Raw genomic sequence first — 13344 nt, 5'->3', positions numbered from 1 at the left:
GCAGCGTGGGCTGACGGCGCGCTGGCGGTGAGCCGAGCCCGCCGTCGTTATGATTCGTGGTAGTTGACGATGTGTTGGCCAGGATCGGGGACTGGGACGTGGACGAGTTCGGCAGGGCGGGGCGTGGCGCACCAAGCGGGTCGCGTTACGCCGACCAGCGTCCGTACGTGGTCAGCGAGAACCTGGACGATCTCCATGGCCCGGTCAGTGGGCAGGTCACGTTGAGTAGAAGTCTGGACTGGTCGGGGCGGGCGCAGTACGACCTGGCCAACCCTCGCAGGCTCGCCAGCATGTACGAGACAGTGCTCCGCGAAGCGACGACAGTGGATGACCTTATTCAATGGCTGGACGGCCCGACGCTGGTCCGCATCTGGCCTACGCTGGTCCTGCCTCCACAGGTCCGGCAGGTGTGGGAGTCCAAGCACCAGGTTCTCGCGCATGCGCGGCAGGCCGCCGCGTAGTGCCGCACGAGACTCACCCACTCCATCGACAACTGGCTGAAATCGGTCTGCGAGCGGGCGGACCCTTCGGCTTCGCGTTGGCCGGCGGCCATGCGGTGGCAGCGCATGGGATCCTCGATCGGCCGAGTGAAGACGTCGATCTCTTTTCCGACTGGCAGCGTCGCGCCGACTTTCCCCAAGCTGTTGACGTCCTCATCGCTGCCTACGAAGCCGAAGGATTCAACGTCACCGTCGATCTTCGGCTGGACACTTTCGCTCGACTGCACATCAGTCACGGCGATGCCCCGGGCGAGCAGCACCGCGTCGAACTTGTCGCGAACTGGCGCACGCAACCGCCCGTTGAGATGCAGATCGGCCCGGTGCTCCACCCTGACGATGTGATGGCAGGCAAGATGGACGCGCTCTACAACCGCGCGGCAGCACGCGACTTCCTCGACATCGACGCCGCCGTAACACGTGGCCGGTACACCCATGACGAGCTCTGCGCACTTGCGACAGCCGCAGATGCTGGCTTCGACCAGCAGCTCTTCGCACAGATGCTCGGCTCGATCGCACGGTTCGATGACCAGGACTTCATCGACTACGGGCTCGACGCCAACGATGTGGCCGCATTGCGTGACCGGTTCAGCGCCTGGCAGGCTCGGTTTCGGGCCCAGCTCTCCGGGGCCGCACCGCGATCTGAACGTGAGGATGATCGATGAAAACGAGTGAGCCGATCTGGCGCAAGTCGAGCCGCAGCAGCTCGAACGGCGGCGACTGCGTGGAGGTCGCCGACAATCTGCCGGGCCGGGTGCTGGTGCGCGATTCGAAGGACCGGGCCGGTGGCACGTTGGCCTTCGCGTCGGCCGCCTGGTCCGCCTTCGTCGCCCACACCCCGTCAGCCGTACGCTGACCACCGGGGCCGGCATGCGCCCGCCGGAGCTTCCGTCGACGCCGATCGGCCTGACGTCGGTCGACCGGTCGCACCGTGCGGTGCTCGGCAACCTGGGGCAGCTCTACCGGTACGACCTTGCCGAAGCGTACCGTCACCTGCCGAACGCGGACGGCACCTACCACAATCGCCGTCTCGACCGCTTTCTGGCCGGTGCGGATCCGGACACTCGGGCGTGGCTGATCACAGTGGCGGGCGGGCTTGGCGGATTCGTCATGGCGGGCCGGGTGGATCAGGTCGCCTCGATCAACGATTTCTTCGTGGTCCGGCCGCTGCGGCGGACCGGGGTGGGACGTGTGGCCGCTGGCCAGGTCATCGCCGGGTGGCCGGGCCGGTGGCGGATCGCCTTCCAGGCGTACAACCCAGGAGCGCAGCCGTTCTGGCAGCGGGTGGCGACCGACGCGGTCGGACCGCACTGGCACCGGTCCGAGGTGGCGTCGGTGCCGGGCGCACCTGCAGATATCTGCCTCAGCTTCGACACGTTGCGCCGGTGACTGACCAGGTCACCTGTGCGGCGCTAGAAGTCGAGCAGGGCGTCGGTCGTGACGTCGATCGGGAACGGAAGGTCGGAGGTCAGCCGCTGCCCGTCTGCGGCAACCGCATGCTCGACGTAGTGCTCGCCCTCAAGCCGGAACAGTCGCAGCGTAAGTGATTCGTACTCGACCATGTCGGGCTCGACGAGCAGGTACCAGCCGATCCGCGCGGCCGCGTAGAACTGCATCTTCTGTACGCGGTCAGTGGCGACACTGCTCGGCGAGGTGATCTCGCCGGCCAGGACGACCTCGTGTGCGTCGGCGACGCCGCCGAGTCGCCCGACCTTCGCCACCACCAGGTCCGGGATCACGATCCGGTTGGCGGCCAGTCGTACGTTCACCGCCTCGTGTGCGCGCAGACCCGCCGACCGCGCGGCCGGCCGGATCGCGGTCAAGAGGAGGAACGAGATGTCCTGATGTGGCCTGTTCGGTGCGGGGCTCACCCACAGTCCTCCGTCGACCAACTCGATCCGGTTTCGGGTCTCCCCGAGCGCGAAGTACTCGGACTCGGTCCACGGCTCGGGGTGATCAAGTGCGGCAACGCTCATCGGCAGACTCACCTCCTGACGGATGCTGCCACAAGTCTCCCACCACCGCGTGCCGCCGGGCCGCGGATCGAGCTCGACGGTGTTACAAACGTTGGGTGCGGGAGATCGAGCTGCGGGAGATTCGGCAGAACGCCAGCGAGTTGGTGTGTCACGCCCAGGCGGATGAGCTGGCGACTGCGCTGTCGCGCAGCATCGTCGGCGAGCAGGTGGCAAAGATGCCGGACATCGTCACGATGCCTGGGCGACCGGACACACGGTTGCCCAGCTCATCGGCCTAGTGGAGGTGGCCGAAAGGGTTCAGGTCGCGTCGTGCAGCACAGGTGGCCCCGACATGGAGGGGATGAGGCAGGCCCTTCTCGGGTTTCTGGAGCTTGACGACTATCTCCATCAGTACGCCATCCCGGCGGCCAGCCATCCGGCTTGATCAACCTGTGAGTCGCTCGGCAGTCGGAAAGCAGCCGCAGCGGAGCCGCCGGAGGCTACTGCTCGACGTACGTGGCGAGGTTCGTCAGCGAGGAGGCGAGGCCGGCGGCGTGGTCCGCCGGGCTGATACCGGCCGGTACGTCGTCGGCGCGGATCTCCACCCGGGTGCCGCCGTTGACGGCGGTCACCTCCCAGGTCATCGTCATCGTGCCGGCGTACGCGGGATCGTCGGCGACGAAGTCGACGGCCTGCACGACCCGTACGCCCGAAACGAGGTCGACGAAGCGGGCCTCGACGATGTCGGAGTCGGCAGTGGCCTTGCCCGGCGCGGTCGTCGCGTCGGCGTAGGTCAGGACCAGCCGGTAGCCGCCGCCGGGCCGAGCGTCGAACCGCTCGAACCGGCCGGTCATCCCCTGCGGCGGCAGCCACACGGCGAGCGCGTCCGCGTCCACCAGAGCGGCGTAGACGCGCGCAACCGGGGCGGCCATCACCCGGGCTGCCGAATCGGTACGGGTCACGGCGCGTCACCGGGACCGGCGATCAATCGTTGCGCTGGCACCCGGCTAACCTACCTCGCGACGCGGCCTATTCGGGAGACGACGAACAGTGGCGAAGCTGGAACTCACCGTCGAAGAAGCGGCGCTGTGCGAGATCGTCGGCGTACGGGCGTTCCTGCGCGCCCGTGCGCAACTCGCGGACGGCGAGTTGACCGACGCCCGCTGGGATCCGGCGACCGGGCACGCCCAGGGCCGACTGGACCCTGGTCGCGGGGGCACCGTGACGGCGGCGGTCACCACCGACCCCGACGGCCTCGTCGCCACGGTCGACGGTGCCTGCTCCTGCGGCGAGAGGTCCTGCGGCCACCCGTACGCGCTGGTGCTGCAGGCCGTCGTCGGTGCCGCGCCGACGGTACCGCAGCGGCGGCAGGCACCGGACGCGCCGACGGCGGACTGGGAGAAGAGCCTGTCGGCGCTGGTCTGCGACGTCGCCCCGGTCGTCACCGCCGCGCCGGCCCGGGCCACCGTCGGCCTGCAGTTCGAGCTGGTCAAACCGGGCGCGGCCGGCGCCGGCAGGCCCGCCGGACGCATCGCGTTGCGTCCGGTCGTACCCGGCCAGACCGGCTGGGTCCGCTCCGGCATCAGCTGGTCGAACGTGCAATACGCCGGCTACGGCCGGTCGCCCGAATCCCAACGGCACCGCCAGCTGCTCAGCGAGATCCTCACGCTGTCGAGGTTGGACGAGGACCGGTACGGCTACTACAGCCACCCGACGACGATCTTCCTGGACGCGTTCGCGAGCCGGCGGATCTGGGACCTGTTGGCCGAGGCCGACGACGCCGGGCTGCCGCTGGTCCAACCTGGCAAGTACGGCCGGCCGGTGGTCGTCGGCCGGCAGCCGGCCCGGCTGTCGGTGCAGGTCGACCGCGCCGACGACGACCTGATCGTGCAGCCGGTGCTGCTGGCCGACGGCGTACCCGTCGCCGCCGAGTTCTCCGTCTTCATCGGCCGACCGGCGCACGGGATCGCCTGGTGGGCCGAGCGCGGCGGCGTCGAGCCGCAGCCCCGGGACCGGGTGCTGAGGCTGGCACCGCTGTCCGGCGCGGTGTCCCCGGCGGCGGCGAAGGCCCTTTCCGGTGCCGAGATCCGCGTCCCGGCGGCCGACGAGGCGCGGTTCCTCGAACGGTTCTACCCGGAGCTGCTCAAACAGGTCGAGGTCGTTGCCGCCGGCCCGGCGGTGCACCTGCCGCCGGTGCTGCCGCCTACCCTGACCCTGGCCATGACACCGATGCCGGAACATGCGCTGTCGATCCACTGGCAGTGGGTCCGCGCGATCGGCGCGCACCGGCAGACCGAGCCGCTGTGGGCCACCGGTCCGCGCGGGCACGCCGACTCACGTGGGCAGGCCGACCCCCGTGACGCCGTCGTCGACCAGGTCACCGAGGTGACGGCCAAAGCGGTCCCGGAGGCGATCGAGTCGACCCCGAACGGCGCACGACTCGCCGCCCTGACCACGCTCCGCGGCGACGCCATGATCCGGTTCCTCAGCGAGGTCGTGCCCCGGCTCGCCGACATCGACGGCGTCGAGGTGGTCGAATCGGCAGCGGAGCCTGTACCGGACTACCGGGAATCCGACGAGGCGCCGGTCATTCGGTTCGCCGGCACCGACCATCCCGGCGAACACGACTGGTTCGACCTGTCAGTGCAGGTCAGCGTCGGCGGCGAACAGGTCGTCTTCGATCAGCTGTTCACCGCGCTGGCGCAGGACCGGCAGTACCTCATCCTGCCCAGCGGCACGTACTTCAGCCTCGACCGCCCCGAGTTCGCCCAGCTCCGCGAGCTGATCGACGAATCGCGGGCACTGGAGGACCGGCCGCCGGGCGTGCTGCGCGTCGGCCGGTTCCAGGCCGGCCTCTGGGCCGAACTGGCCGAAGTGGGGGAGATCACCGGCCAGGCCGCCGCCTGGCAGCGCGCGGTCCGCGAGCTGGCCACCGCCGGCGCCGCCGTCGACCACCAGGTGCCTCCGGAGGTACGGGCGGAGCTGCGCCCGTACCAGGTCGACGGGTTCCGCTGGCTCGCCGCCCTGCGGGAACACCAACTCGGCGGCATCCTCGCCGACGACATGGGCCTCGGTAAGACCCTGCAGGCGCTGGCCCTGATCCGGCACGCCCGCGCCGACGTACCGTTCCTCGTCGTCGCCCCCGCCAGCGTCATCCACAACTGGGTCGCCGAGGCCGCGCGGTTCACCCCGGACCTGACCGTACGGGCGGTCACCCAGACCTCGGCGCGGCGTGGCATGGAACTCGCCGGGGCGGCCGCCGGGGCGGACATCGTCGTCACCTCGTACACGCTGCTGCGGCTGGAGTTCGACGACTACCAGGCGCTCGACTGGGCCGGCCTGATCCTCGACGAGGCACAGTTCGTCAAGAACCACCAGTCGCAGAGCCACCGCTGCGCCAAGCAGCTGACCGCGCCGTTCAAGCTGGCCATCACCGGTACGCCGATGGAGAACAACCTGCTCGAACTCTGGGCGCTCTGCTCGATCACCGCCCCCGGGTTGTTTCCCCGGCTGGACCGGTTCACCGACTACTACCGTACGCCGATCGAGAAGGACCGCGACGGTGACCGGCTCGCCCAGCTGCGCCGCCGCATCCGGCCGCTGATGTTGCGTCGCCGCAAGGCCGACGTCGCCGCCGACCTGCCGGAGAAGCAGGAACAGGTGCTGGAGCTCGACCTCGACCGCAAACATCGCCGGATCTACCAGGCCTATCTGCAACGGGAACGGCAAAAGGTCCTCGGCCTGCTCGGGGACCTGGAGAAAAACCGGTTCGAGATCTTCCGGTCGTTGACGTTGCTGCGCCAGGCCAGTCTCGACGTCGCCCTGGTCGACCCGAGACACGAGGGTGTTCCGTCGACCAAACTGGACGTGCTGGCCGACCAGATCACCAACCTGGTCGCCGAAGGCCACCGTACGCTGGTGTTCAGTCAGTTCACCCGGTTCCTCGGCGCGGCGCGTGACCGGCTCGTCGCCGCCGGCGTCCGGTGCGGCTACCTCGACGGGTCGACGACCAACCGGGCCGCCGTGATCGCCGAGTTCAAACGCGGCGCCGCCGACGTGTTCCTGATCAGCCTCAAAGCGGGCGGCTTCGGTCTCAACCTGACCGAGGCCGACTACTGCATCCTGCTCGACCCGTGGTGGAACCCGGCGACCGAGGCCCAGGCCGTCGACCGCGTCCACCGGATCGGTCAGAAATCGAACGTCATGGTCTACCGGATGGTCGCCAAGGACACCATCGAGGAGAAGGTCATGGCGTTGAAGCAGCGCAAGGCCGAGCTGTTCAGCAGTGTGCTGGACGGGGGCGAGTTCGCCTCGGCGCAGCTGTCCGCCGCCGACATCAGGGACCTGCTCGACCTTGACTGAGCCGATCTGGCACCGGGGACCGGATCGTGCCGGCGTGCGCGGCGGCCGGCCTCAGGTGAGCAGCGGCAGTGCCCGGTCGCGGACGTCGACGTAGCGTTCGTGCACCTGCGGGGTGGCGGCGGCGGTGAGCTCCTCGGCCGTGACCGGCCACTGTGGCGGCTCGGCAGCACCGGACAGCGCCCAGGCCGCCTGCCGGGCCGCGCCGAGCGCCACGTACTCGGCGGGGCGGGGCACGCTCACCGGCGCGCCGAACAGCGCTGGCGCGATCGCCCGTACCGCGCGGGACTGGGCCGCGCCGCCGACCAGCAGCACCCGGTCGACCGGCACGTCCTGGGCGCGCAGCGCGTCGAGGGCGTCGGCGATGCCGCCGAGCATGCCCTCCACCGCCGATCGGGCCAGGTTCGCCGCCGACGCGTTCGCCCGAGTGATCCCGGCCAGCAGCCCGCGCGCGTCCGGCAGGTTCGGGGTGCGTTCCCCGTCCAGGTACGGCAGCAGCGTCAACCCGCCCGCGCCCGGCTCGGCCGACAGCGCCAACTCGTTCAGCTCGGTCAGCGACCGGCCCAGCAGGTCGGCGACGGTGACCAGCACCCGGGCCGCGTTGAGCGTGCACACCAGCGGCAGGAACCGGCCGGTCGCGTCGGCGTAGCCGGCCACCAGCCCGCTCGGGTCGGCGGTCGGCACCTCACTCACCCCGGACACACAGCCTGAGGTGCCCAGCGCGGCGACCCCGTCCAGCAGCCCGGCGCTGGCCTTCCCAGGCGGCCCACCACACGCGCGGGTCGACCTCGGTGCCGTCCGGGTGCGGGGCGCGGCCCTCGCGCAGCACCTCACCGGTGTCCGCGTCGCACACCACGACCTTCGTCGACTGGGTCGACGAGTCGACTCCGGCTACGAGCGTCAACGCACACCTCGCACGTGTCGAGTCCTACGGTCAGCCGAGGTCGACCTTACGCTCATCGATGGGTTGGTCCAACGGGATCTCGCGTCGGTCAGAGGTACGTGACGCCGGTGAGCCGGGCCGCCGTCGCCCACATCCGTCGGCCGTTGCCCGGATCCCGGGCCTGGGCGCTGGCCCGCACCTCGGTGACCGGGCCACGGACCTCCTGGAACCCGCGTGGTCCGAAGAACTGCCCACCCCGTACGCCGGGGGCGGTCGCCGCGTACAGCTGGGGTCGGGCCCCGGCCTCGACGTCGCTGACGATCAGTGAGGTGAGCCGGCTTGCGGCGCGCATCAGCCGGCCCCGGTCGGCCATCGCGCGCGGGGTCAGGTTGGTGCGGGTCATGCCGGGGTGGGCCAGCACGCTGACCACCGGCGATCCGGTGGCCCGCAGCCGCCGGTCCAGCTCCAGGCCGAGGATCGTGCCGACCAGCTTCGACAACGCGTAGGCCCGGTTTCCGGTGTAGGAACGCTCCAACATCAGGTCATTCAGGTCGAGATTGCGCCATTTGTGAACAATTGATGACACGGTGACCACCCGGGGCTCCTTTCCGGCGGCCAGCCGGTCCAGCAGCAGGCCGGTCAGCGCGTACGGCCCGAGCGCGTTGGTGCCCACCTGCAGGTCGAACCCGTCCACGGTCAGCGGCGGTCGCGGGCCGGTCAGCACCAGCCCGGCGTTGTTGACCAGCAGGTCGAGGTTGCCGGTGAAGTCGGCGGCGAAGGATCGGATCGAGGCGAGTGACGCCAGATCCAGCCGGCGTACCTCGACGTCGGCGCCCGGCACCTCGCGCCGGATCGCGGCGGCCGCTTCCTCACCGGCCGCCACGTTGCGTACCGCCAGCACCACGGCGGCCCCGTGCCGGGCCAGCTCCAGCGCGGTGACCCGCCCCACGCCGGAGTTCGCGCCGGTCACCACCGCGCGCCGGCCGTGCTGGTCGGGGATCTGCTCTTCGGTCCAGTTCCGTATGTCCTGCATGACCGCCGACGCTAGGTAGCCGGACGGGCTGCTGGTCAGACCTGGCCAACCTGGGACCACGGGACCTACCCTGCGGGGTGCGTCGACGGGCACACTCGATGGTGTGACGAGCACGGTCTACGCCCGCGAGCTGGCCGACTTCCTCCGTAACCGCCGCTCCCGGCTGCGGCCGGAGGAAATCGGCCTGGCACCGGGCCCGCGTCGGCGGGTAGCCGGGCTGCGCCGCGAGGAGCTGGCGCTGCTCGCCGGGGTGAGCACCGACTACTACCAGCGGCTGGAGCAGGGCCGCGACGTGCGCCCCTCCGACGACGTACTGACCGGCATCGCCCGCGCGCTGGCGCTCAACGCCGAGGAGACCCGCCACCTGCGGGCGCTGGCCCGCCGGGCGCAGCAGCCCCCGAAACCACGACGGCGCACCCGGGAGACCGTCCCGGAGAGTACCCACCGGCTGCTGCACAGCCTGCACACCCCGGCCGTGGTGGTCAGCCGGCACCTGGACCTGCTGGCCTGGAACGCCATGGCCGCCGCGCTGTACCCCGGTATCGGGCCGACCAACGCCCTGATCGACATGTTCGACCATGCGCAGGCGCACGGCCGCTGCCCCGGCTGGCAGGAGACGGTGCTGGACTACCTGGGTTTCCTGCGGGCGGCGGTCGCCGCTGACCCGGAGCACCCGCGTGCCCGGGAGATCGTCGGCACACTCAGCATCCGCAGCGACGAGTTCCGCCGGCTCTGGGCCCGTCACGACGTACGCGAGTCGGTCAACGGCAGTAAGACGTTCCCGCATCCGCAGGTCGGGGAGCTGCGGCTGGACTGGGACGCCTACACCCCGCCGGGGCGCACCAGCCCGATCCTGATCGTCTACACCGCCGCGCCGGGCAGCGCCGACGCCGAACGGCTGCAACTGCTCGCCGCGTACGCGCGCTGACGTCGTGGGCGCGCTGATGCCTCACCGGGTGACGGGTACTGCCGGGTCGGGTCGGCGGCGGGCGAGCAGCAGCAGGCCGAGCGTTCCCACGTAGAGCAGGGCGCCGACCGCGTACGGCATCCGGTAGCCGGCGTGCTGGGCGGCGCCGAGAACCGGGCCGGCGAGCAGCGCGCCGGTGGGGATCGCGTTCGAGTAGAGCGTGGAAGCCCGCCCCTGGTGCCGGGGCAGCATGTCCTGCATGTAGGTGATGCCGAGACCACCGAGCGCGGCGATCGACGCCGCGTTGAGCAACTGCCCGACCAGCAGCGGCCACACCTGGTCCGAGACGGCGACCACCGTCATGTACGCCGCCCCGCAGCCGGCCCCGGCGAGTAGCAGCCGGTGCACCGGGAGCCGGGTGGACAGCCAGCCGAAGCCGAGAATCAGCGGGATCTCCAGCCCAGCGCACAGGCCCAGAGCCAGGCCCGCGGTCCCGACACCGGACCCCAGGTCCCGGGTGACATGCAGCGGCAGGGCCTGGATGGCGAGGTTGCTGGCGGCCCAGGTCAGCACGAACGCGGCGACGCTCAACCAGATGGTCCGGCGGGAGGCGTCCGCCCCGTACCGGTGGGTGTCCCGCGCCGCACCGACGTCCGGGCGGCGACGGTGCCGGAAGGCGAGCAGGACGACGCCGGCGGCGACGGCGTACACCACGGCGGACGCGGCGTAGGTGAGCCGGAACCCGCCGGTGGTGAGCAGCAGCGACGCCAGCGGCGGGCCGGCCACCCAGGCGACGGAGAACAGCGTACGGAAGGTGCTCATCGCCATCGCGATCCGCCCGGACCCGGCCAGCGCCTCCCGGGCGTAGGCGAACATCTGCGGGACCATCACCTGCGCCGACGCGGTCAGTGTGACGGTGATGAGTAGAAAGACCGGGAAGTCCCGGACGACCGAGGTGAGCGCGCTGGACAGGCATCCGGCCGATGCGGCGGCAACCAGCAGCCAGCGGCGGCTCGGCAGCCGGTCGGACAGCCGTCCGACCACGGTGGCGATCACCACCGCCGAGACCGGGGCGGCGACCAGGCACAGGGCGATCTGTCCGGCGCTGGCCCGGACCGCGTCGTCGAGGAACAGGGTCAGGTACGGCGAGGCCATCGCGGTCGACAGACCGACGGCGACGCAGACGAAACCAAGCGCGGCCCAGACACGTACCCGGTTCAGGGCCTGCCACCCTCCTTGGCCCGATCCCTGGCCCGGGGGCGGGCGCGCAGGTGGGCGCGTTCGCCCTGCTGGCCGAAGAGGCTGAGGAACTCGACCGGCTCGTCACCGATCGCGCCGAACCAGTGCGGCACCCGGGTGTCGAACTCCGCCGCCTCGCCGGGGGAGAGGATCAGATCGTGCTCACCGAGCAGGACGCGCAGCCGCCCGTCGAGGACGTACAGCCATTCGTAGCCCTCGTGGGTCTTCAGCTCCGGCTCCCGGCGCGGGCTGCGCGGCGGGATGATCAGCTTGTACGCCTGGATGCCGCCGGCCCGTCGGCTCAACGGCAGCATGGTCATCCCGAATCGGGTGACCGGCCGCAGGTGGATGCGCGGATCGCCGGTCGGTGGCGCGTCGACCAACTCGTCCAGGCTGACCCCGTGGGCGCGGGCGAGGGGCAGCAGCAGCTCCAGGGTGGGTCGGCGGGCACCGGATTCCAGCCGGGACAGGGTGCTCACCGAGATGCCGGTGGCAGCCGACAGCTCCGCGAGCGTGGTCTCGCGCTGTTTGCGCAGCGCCCGCAGCCGGGGGCCGACCGAGTCGAGGGCATGGTCGAGGTCGTCGTCCATGGCACCCAGCTTGCCAGATCGGCAAGAGCGTTTGCCGGTACGGTGGCCCGGCCGGCGGTGCGTGCCGAACATGCCGGGCAGCGACCTTGTCGACCCGGTGCCCGGCGCAGGCATACTCGGTTGGTGACCACCACCAAACAGCCACGGTTGGAGATCGAGTACTGCACGCAGTGCCGCTGGATGCTGCGCGCCGCGTGGACGGCTCAGGAGCTGCTCACCACATTCGCGCTGCGGCTCGGTGAGGTGGCGCTGGTGCCGGGCACCGGCGGCGTGTTCGAGGTCCGGCTGGACGGCGAGACGATCTGGTCGCGGGGGGAGAGTGGCTTCCCGGGGATCCCCGAGCTGAAAAGACTGGTACGGGACCGTATCGCGCCCGATCTCAGCCTCGGCCACACCGACCGGGCCCTGCCGCACGGGCTCTGAATCACCGCTTGGCTGTGCACCGTACGGCCACCGGTAGTCAACTCCTTGGATATCGACGTGGACCACAATAAGCTGGTCACTTCGGTCATCCAGGGAGGCCGCCTTGCGTCGATCCGCCAGCCCGAACCGTACGCCGACCCGCAGCCGGAACTGGATCGCAGCCGCAGCGCTGTCCACTGTGCTGATCGTCGCTCCCGCCACGGCCGCACGGGCCGCGAACCTGCCCAACCTGCCGCAGTCCGCTGGCGGCTACGAGTTGACCTTCTCCCCGGCCTACGACTACGACGGTGACGGGTGCTACCCGGTCGCGGCGATCGCTCCGGACGGCACCCTCAACGGCGGACTGAACACCACCGGGGCGGTCAACGGCAACTGCCGTGACCGGGAGGACCTCGACCGGACTCAGACGTACGCCAGGTCGAAGTGCAACAACGGCTGGTGCGCCATCGTGTACGCGAGTTACTTCGAGAAGGACCAGGTTCTGCCGGGCTGCTGCGGTCACCGGCACGACTGGGAGCACGTCGTCTCCTGGGTGAACCAGGCGTCGGACCGGGTCGACTACGTGTCCCGCACGGTGCACGGTGAGGTGCAGACCTATCCCCGCTCCTCGGTACGGTTCGACGGCACCCACCCGAAGGTCGTCTACCACAAGGAAGGCGCCTTCGGCTCGCACAACTTCCGGCTGGCGAACGGCAACGACGACCCACCGGAGAACCACTACGGCACCTGGCGGTACCCGCCGGTAGTCGACTGGAACGGCTGGCCCGGCACGGCGCTGCGGGACCGGTTGATGACCGCTGACTTCGGCTCCGCCAGCATCAAGATCACCGATCGGGACGACCGGTTCCGTAACCTGCTGAACAGGTCGAAACCGGCAGGTATCCCCTTTGACCCGTGGGCCTGACCCATGATGTGTCCAGTGGCCCGATGCCACAGGTGCATCAAGATGCACCTGTGGCATCGGCCTCGCCCAAATCAACCAACCCTCAGCCGGGCTGCCGGATGGCTCTGGGTGCGACCCGGTCTCCCGGTCCGTCGCCCAGTGGCTCATCGAGGTGACGCTGACGCACGCTGAAACGCGGAGATGGCGTGCGTCAGCGTCACCTCGATGAGCGTTCCGGCTGCCCCGGGGTGCCAAAGGTGACGCTGCGCGCTGAGCGTGTGCGGTTCCTGAGGCTCAGGCCGGCGCGGAATGATCCGGCGGGCGGGGTCGTTGTGCATGGTCGCGCCACGCAATCGGGCCCGCGGTCGGGCACCGGCCGCCGGGCCACCGGGCACAGGCCCGTAGCCGTCAGGCACCGGCCGGGCGGCCCGGCGGGCGGACCCGGTCGGGAATCGTCGACGGGCCGGCGTGGTTGTACATGGTCACGGCGCGCAGCAGCGCCCCCGCGCCCGATCCCGTACCACCCGGATGACCGTTTACCGCGCACCCGCCCGTGACCGGTGTGGTGTGCCCCC

Annotated in this window: 15 protein-coding genes and 1 pseudogene; 9 read left to right on the top strand and 7 right to left on the bottom strand. The window is 70.6% G+C overall.

Annotated features, from left to right (window positions below):
* The first annotated feature begins 56 nt into the window (after positions 1 to 56).
* From ACFHWT_RS11840 to ACFHWT_RS11825, 4 genes are read left to right on the top strand one after another with little or no spacing between them, the layout of a single operon-like run.
* Positions 57 to 461 carry a hypothetical protein gene (locus ACFHWT_RS11840; protein WP_281553535.1) on the top strand — a complete coding sequence of 135 codons (405 nt, stop codon included), beginning with the start codon at positions 57 to 59 and terminating at the stop codon, positions 459 to 461.
* The gene (locus ACFHWT_RS11835; RefSeq protein WP_416594647.1) at positions 461 to 1162 is read left to right on the top strand and encodes a nucleotidyl transferase AbiEii/AbiGii toxin family protein; all 702 of its coding nucleotides are present in this window, start codon (positions 461 to 463) and stop codon (positions 1160 to 1162) included. Before ACFHWT_RS11840 ends, ACFHWT_RS11835 begins: the two co-directional genes overlap by 1 nt.
* A complete protein-coding gene (locus tag ACFHWT_RS11830; protein ID WP_416594646.1) occupies positions 1159 to 1353 on the top strand; it encodes a DUF397 domain-containing protein in 195 nt (64 codons plus the stop codon). The genes ACFHWT_RS11835 and ACFHWT_RS11830 overlap by 4 nt, the downstream gene beginning before the upstream one ends.
* Positions 1354 to 1367: 14 nt before the next feature.
* A complete protein-coding gene (locus tag ACFHWT_RS11825; protein ID WP_416594645.1) occupies positions 1368 to 1886 on the top strand; it encodes a GNAT family N-acetyltransferase in 519 nt (172 codons plus the stop codon).
* Positions 1887 to 1909: 23 nt separating this feature from the next.
* On the opposite strand, the gene ACFHWT_RS11820 is transcribed toward ACFHWT_RS11825, so the two are convergent.
* Entirely contained in the window at positions 1910 to 2473 is a 564-nt protein-coding gene (locus tag ACFHWT_RS11820) for a Uma2 family endonuclease (RefSeq protein WP_416594644.1), read from the bottom strand.
* 95 nt (positions 2474 to 2568) lie between these two features.
* Here ACFHWT_RS11820 and ACFHWT_RS11815 point away from each other — a divergent pair, with 95 nt between their 5' ends.
* A complete protein-coding gene (locus ACFHWT_RS11815) occupies positions 2569 to 2751 on the top strand; it encodes a hypothetical protein (RefSeq protein WP_416594643.1) in 183 nt (60 codons plus the stop codon).
* Positions 2752 to 2952: 201 nt separating this feature from the next.
* Here ACFHWT_RS11815 and ACFHWT_RS11810 read toward each other — a convergent pair whose 3' ends face one another.
* A complete protein-coding gene (locus ACFHWT_RS11810) occupies positions 2953 to 3414 on the bottom strand; it encodes an SRPBCC domain-containing protein (RefSeq protein ID WP_416594642.1) in 462 nt (153 codons plus the stop codon).
* 88 nt (positions 3415 to 3502) lie between these two features.
* Between ACFHWT_RS11810 and ACFHWT_RS11805 the strand changes: the two genes are divergently transcribed.
* Entirely contained in the window at positions 3503 to 6814 is a 3312-nt protein-coding gene (locus ACFHWT_RS11805) for an SNF2-related protein (RefSeq protein WP_416594641.1), read from the top strand.
* A gap of 51 nt (positions 6815 to 6865) precedes the next feature.
* Here ACFHWT_RS11805 and ACFHWT_RS11800 read toward each other — a convergent pair.
* The 3 genes and pseudogenes from ACFHWT_RS11800 to ACFHWT_RS11790 all read right to left on the bottom strand — a co-directional run.
* A pseudogene (locus ACFHWT_RS11800) lies at positions 6866 to 7558 on the bottom strand (FGGY-family carbohydrate kinase); the annotation flags it as partial.
* Positions 7497 to 7715 carry a hypothetical protein gene (locus tag ACFHWT_RS11795; RefSeq protein WP_416594757.1) on the bottom strand — a complete coding sequence of 73 codons (219 nt, stop codon included), beginning with the start codon at positions 7713 to 7715 and terminating at the stop codon, positions 7497 to 7499. The pseudogene ACFHWT_RS11800 and the gene ACFHWT_RS11795, both read right to left, overlap by 62 nt.
* An 88-nt stretch (positions 7716 to 7803) precedes the next feature.
* Positions 7804 to 8727, bottom strand: a complete 924-nt coding sequence (locus tag ACFHWT_RS11790; protein WP_416594640.1) for an oxidoreductase — start codon at positions 8725 to 8727, stop codon at positions 7804 to 7806.
* A gap of 103 nt (positions 8728 to 8830) precedes the next feature.
* Here ACFHWT_RS11790 and ACFHWT_RS11785 point away from each other — a divergent pair, with 103 nt between their 5' ends.
* Positions 8831 to 9655, top strand: a complete 825-nt coding sequence (locus tag ACFHWT_RS11785) for a helix-turn-helix domain-containing protein (RefSeq protein WP_416594639.1) — start codon at positions 8831 to 8833, stop codon at positions 9653 to 9655.
* Between the two features lie 21 nt (positions 9656 to 9676).
* On the opposite strand, the gene ACFHWT_RS11780 is transcribed toward ACFHWT_RS11785, so the two are convergent.
* Together ACFHWT_RS11780 and ACFHWT_RS11775 are read right to left on the bottom strand one after the other, a co-directional pair.
* Positions 9677 to 10855 carry a sugar efflux transporter gene (locus ACFHWT_RS11780; RefSeq protein WP_416594745.1) on the bottom strand — a complete coding sequence of 393 codons (1179 nt, stop codon included), beginning with the start codon at positions 10853 to 10855 and terminating at the stop codon, positions 9677 to 9679.
* Positions 10852 to 11463 carry a helix-turn-helix domain-containing protein gene (locus tag ACFHWT_RS11775; RefSeq protein ID WP_416594638.1) on the bottom strand — a complete coding sequence of 204 codons (612 nt, stop codon included), beginning with the start codon at positions 11461 to 11463 and terminating at the stop codon, positions 10852 to 10854. The genes ACFHWT_RS11780 and ACFHWT_RS11775 overlap by 4 nt, the downstream gene beginning before the upstream one ends.
* A gap of 123 nt (positions 11464 to 11586) precedes the next feature.
* Between ACFHWT_RS11775 and ACFHWT_RS11770 the strand changes: the two genes are divergently transcribed.
* Together ACFHWT_RS11770 and ACFHWT_RS11765 are read left to right on the top strand one after the other, a co-directional pair.
* Positions 11587 to 11886 carry a SelT/SelW/SelH family protein gene (locus tag ACFHWT_RS11770; RefSeq protein WP_233605653.1) on the top strand — a complete coding sequence of 100 codons (300 nt, stop codon included), beginning with the start codon at positions 11587 to 11589 and terminating at the stop codon, positions 11884 to 11886.
* 103 nt (positions 11887 to 11989) lie between these two features.
* The gene (locus ACFHWT_RS11765; protein ID WP_416594637.1) at positions 11990 to 12790 is read left to right on the top strand and encodes an NPP1 family protein; all 801 of its coding nucleotides are present in this window, start codon (positions 11990 to 11992) and stop codon (positions 12788 to 12790) included.
* Positions 12791 to 13344 lie beyond the last annotated feature (554 nt).

Origin of the sequence: Micromonospora sp. LOL_021 (genome assembly GCF_048060215.1) — a bacterium.
In the GTDB taxonomy this organism is placed as follows: domain Bacteria; phylum Actinomycetota; class Actinomycetes; order Mycobacteriales; family Micromonosporaceae; genus Micromonospora_E.
Note: the sequence above shows the minus strand (reverse complement) of the source record. Positions and strands in the feature narration are given on the sequence as shown.

What these genes read in the sequence shown, in the direction of transcription:
- ACFHWT_RS11830 (WP_416594646.1), top strand. Translation starts at nt 1,159, where the DNA reads ATGAAAACGAGTGAGCCGATCTGGCGCAAGTCGAGCCGCAGCAGCTCG.
- ACFHWT_RS11820 (WP_416594644.1), bottom strand. Translation starts at nt 2,473, where the DNA reads ATGAGCGTTGCCGCACTTGATCACCCCGAGCCGTGGACCGAGTCCGAG.
- ACFHWT_RS11825 (WP_416594645.1), top strand. Translation starts at nt 1,368, where the DNA reads ATGCGCCCGCCGGAGCTTCCGTCGACGCCGATCGGCCTGACGTCGGTC.
- ACFHWT_RS11775 (WP_416594638.1), bottom strand. Translation starts at nt 11,463, where the DNA reads ATGGACGACGACCTCGACCATGCCCTCGACTCGGTCGGCCCCCGGCTG.
- ACFHWT_RS11790 (WP_416594640.1), bottom strand. Translation starts at nt 8,727, where the DNA reads ATGCAGGACATACGGAACTGGACCGAAGAGCAGATCCCCGACCAGCAC.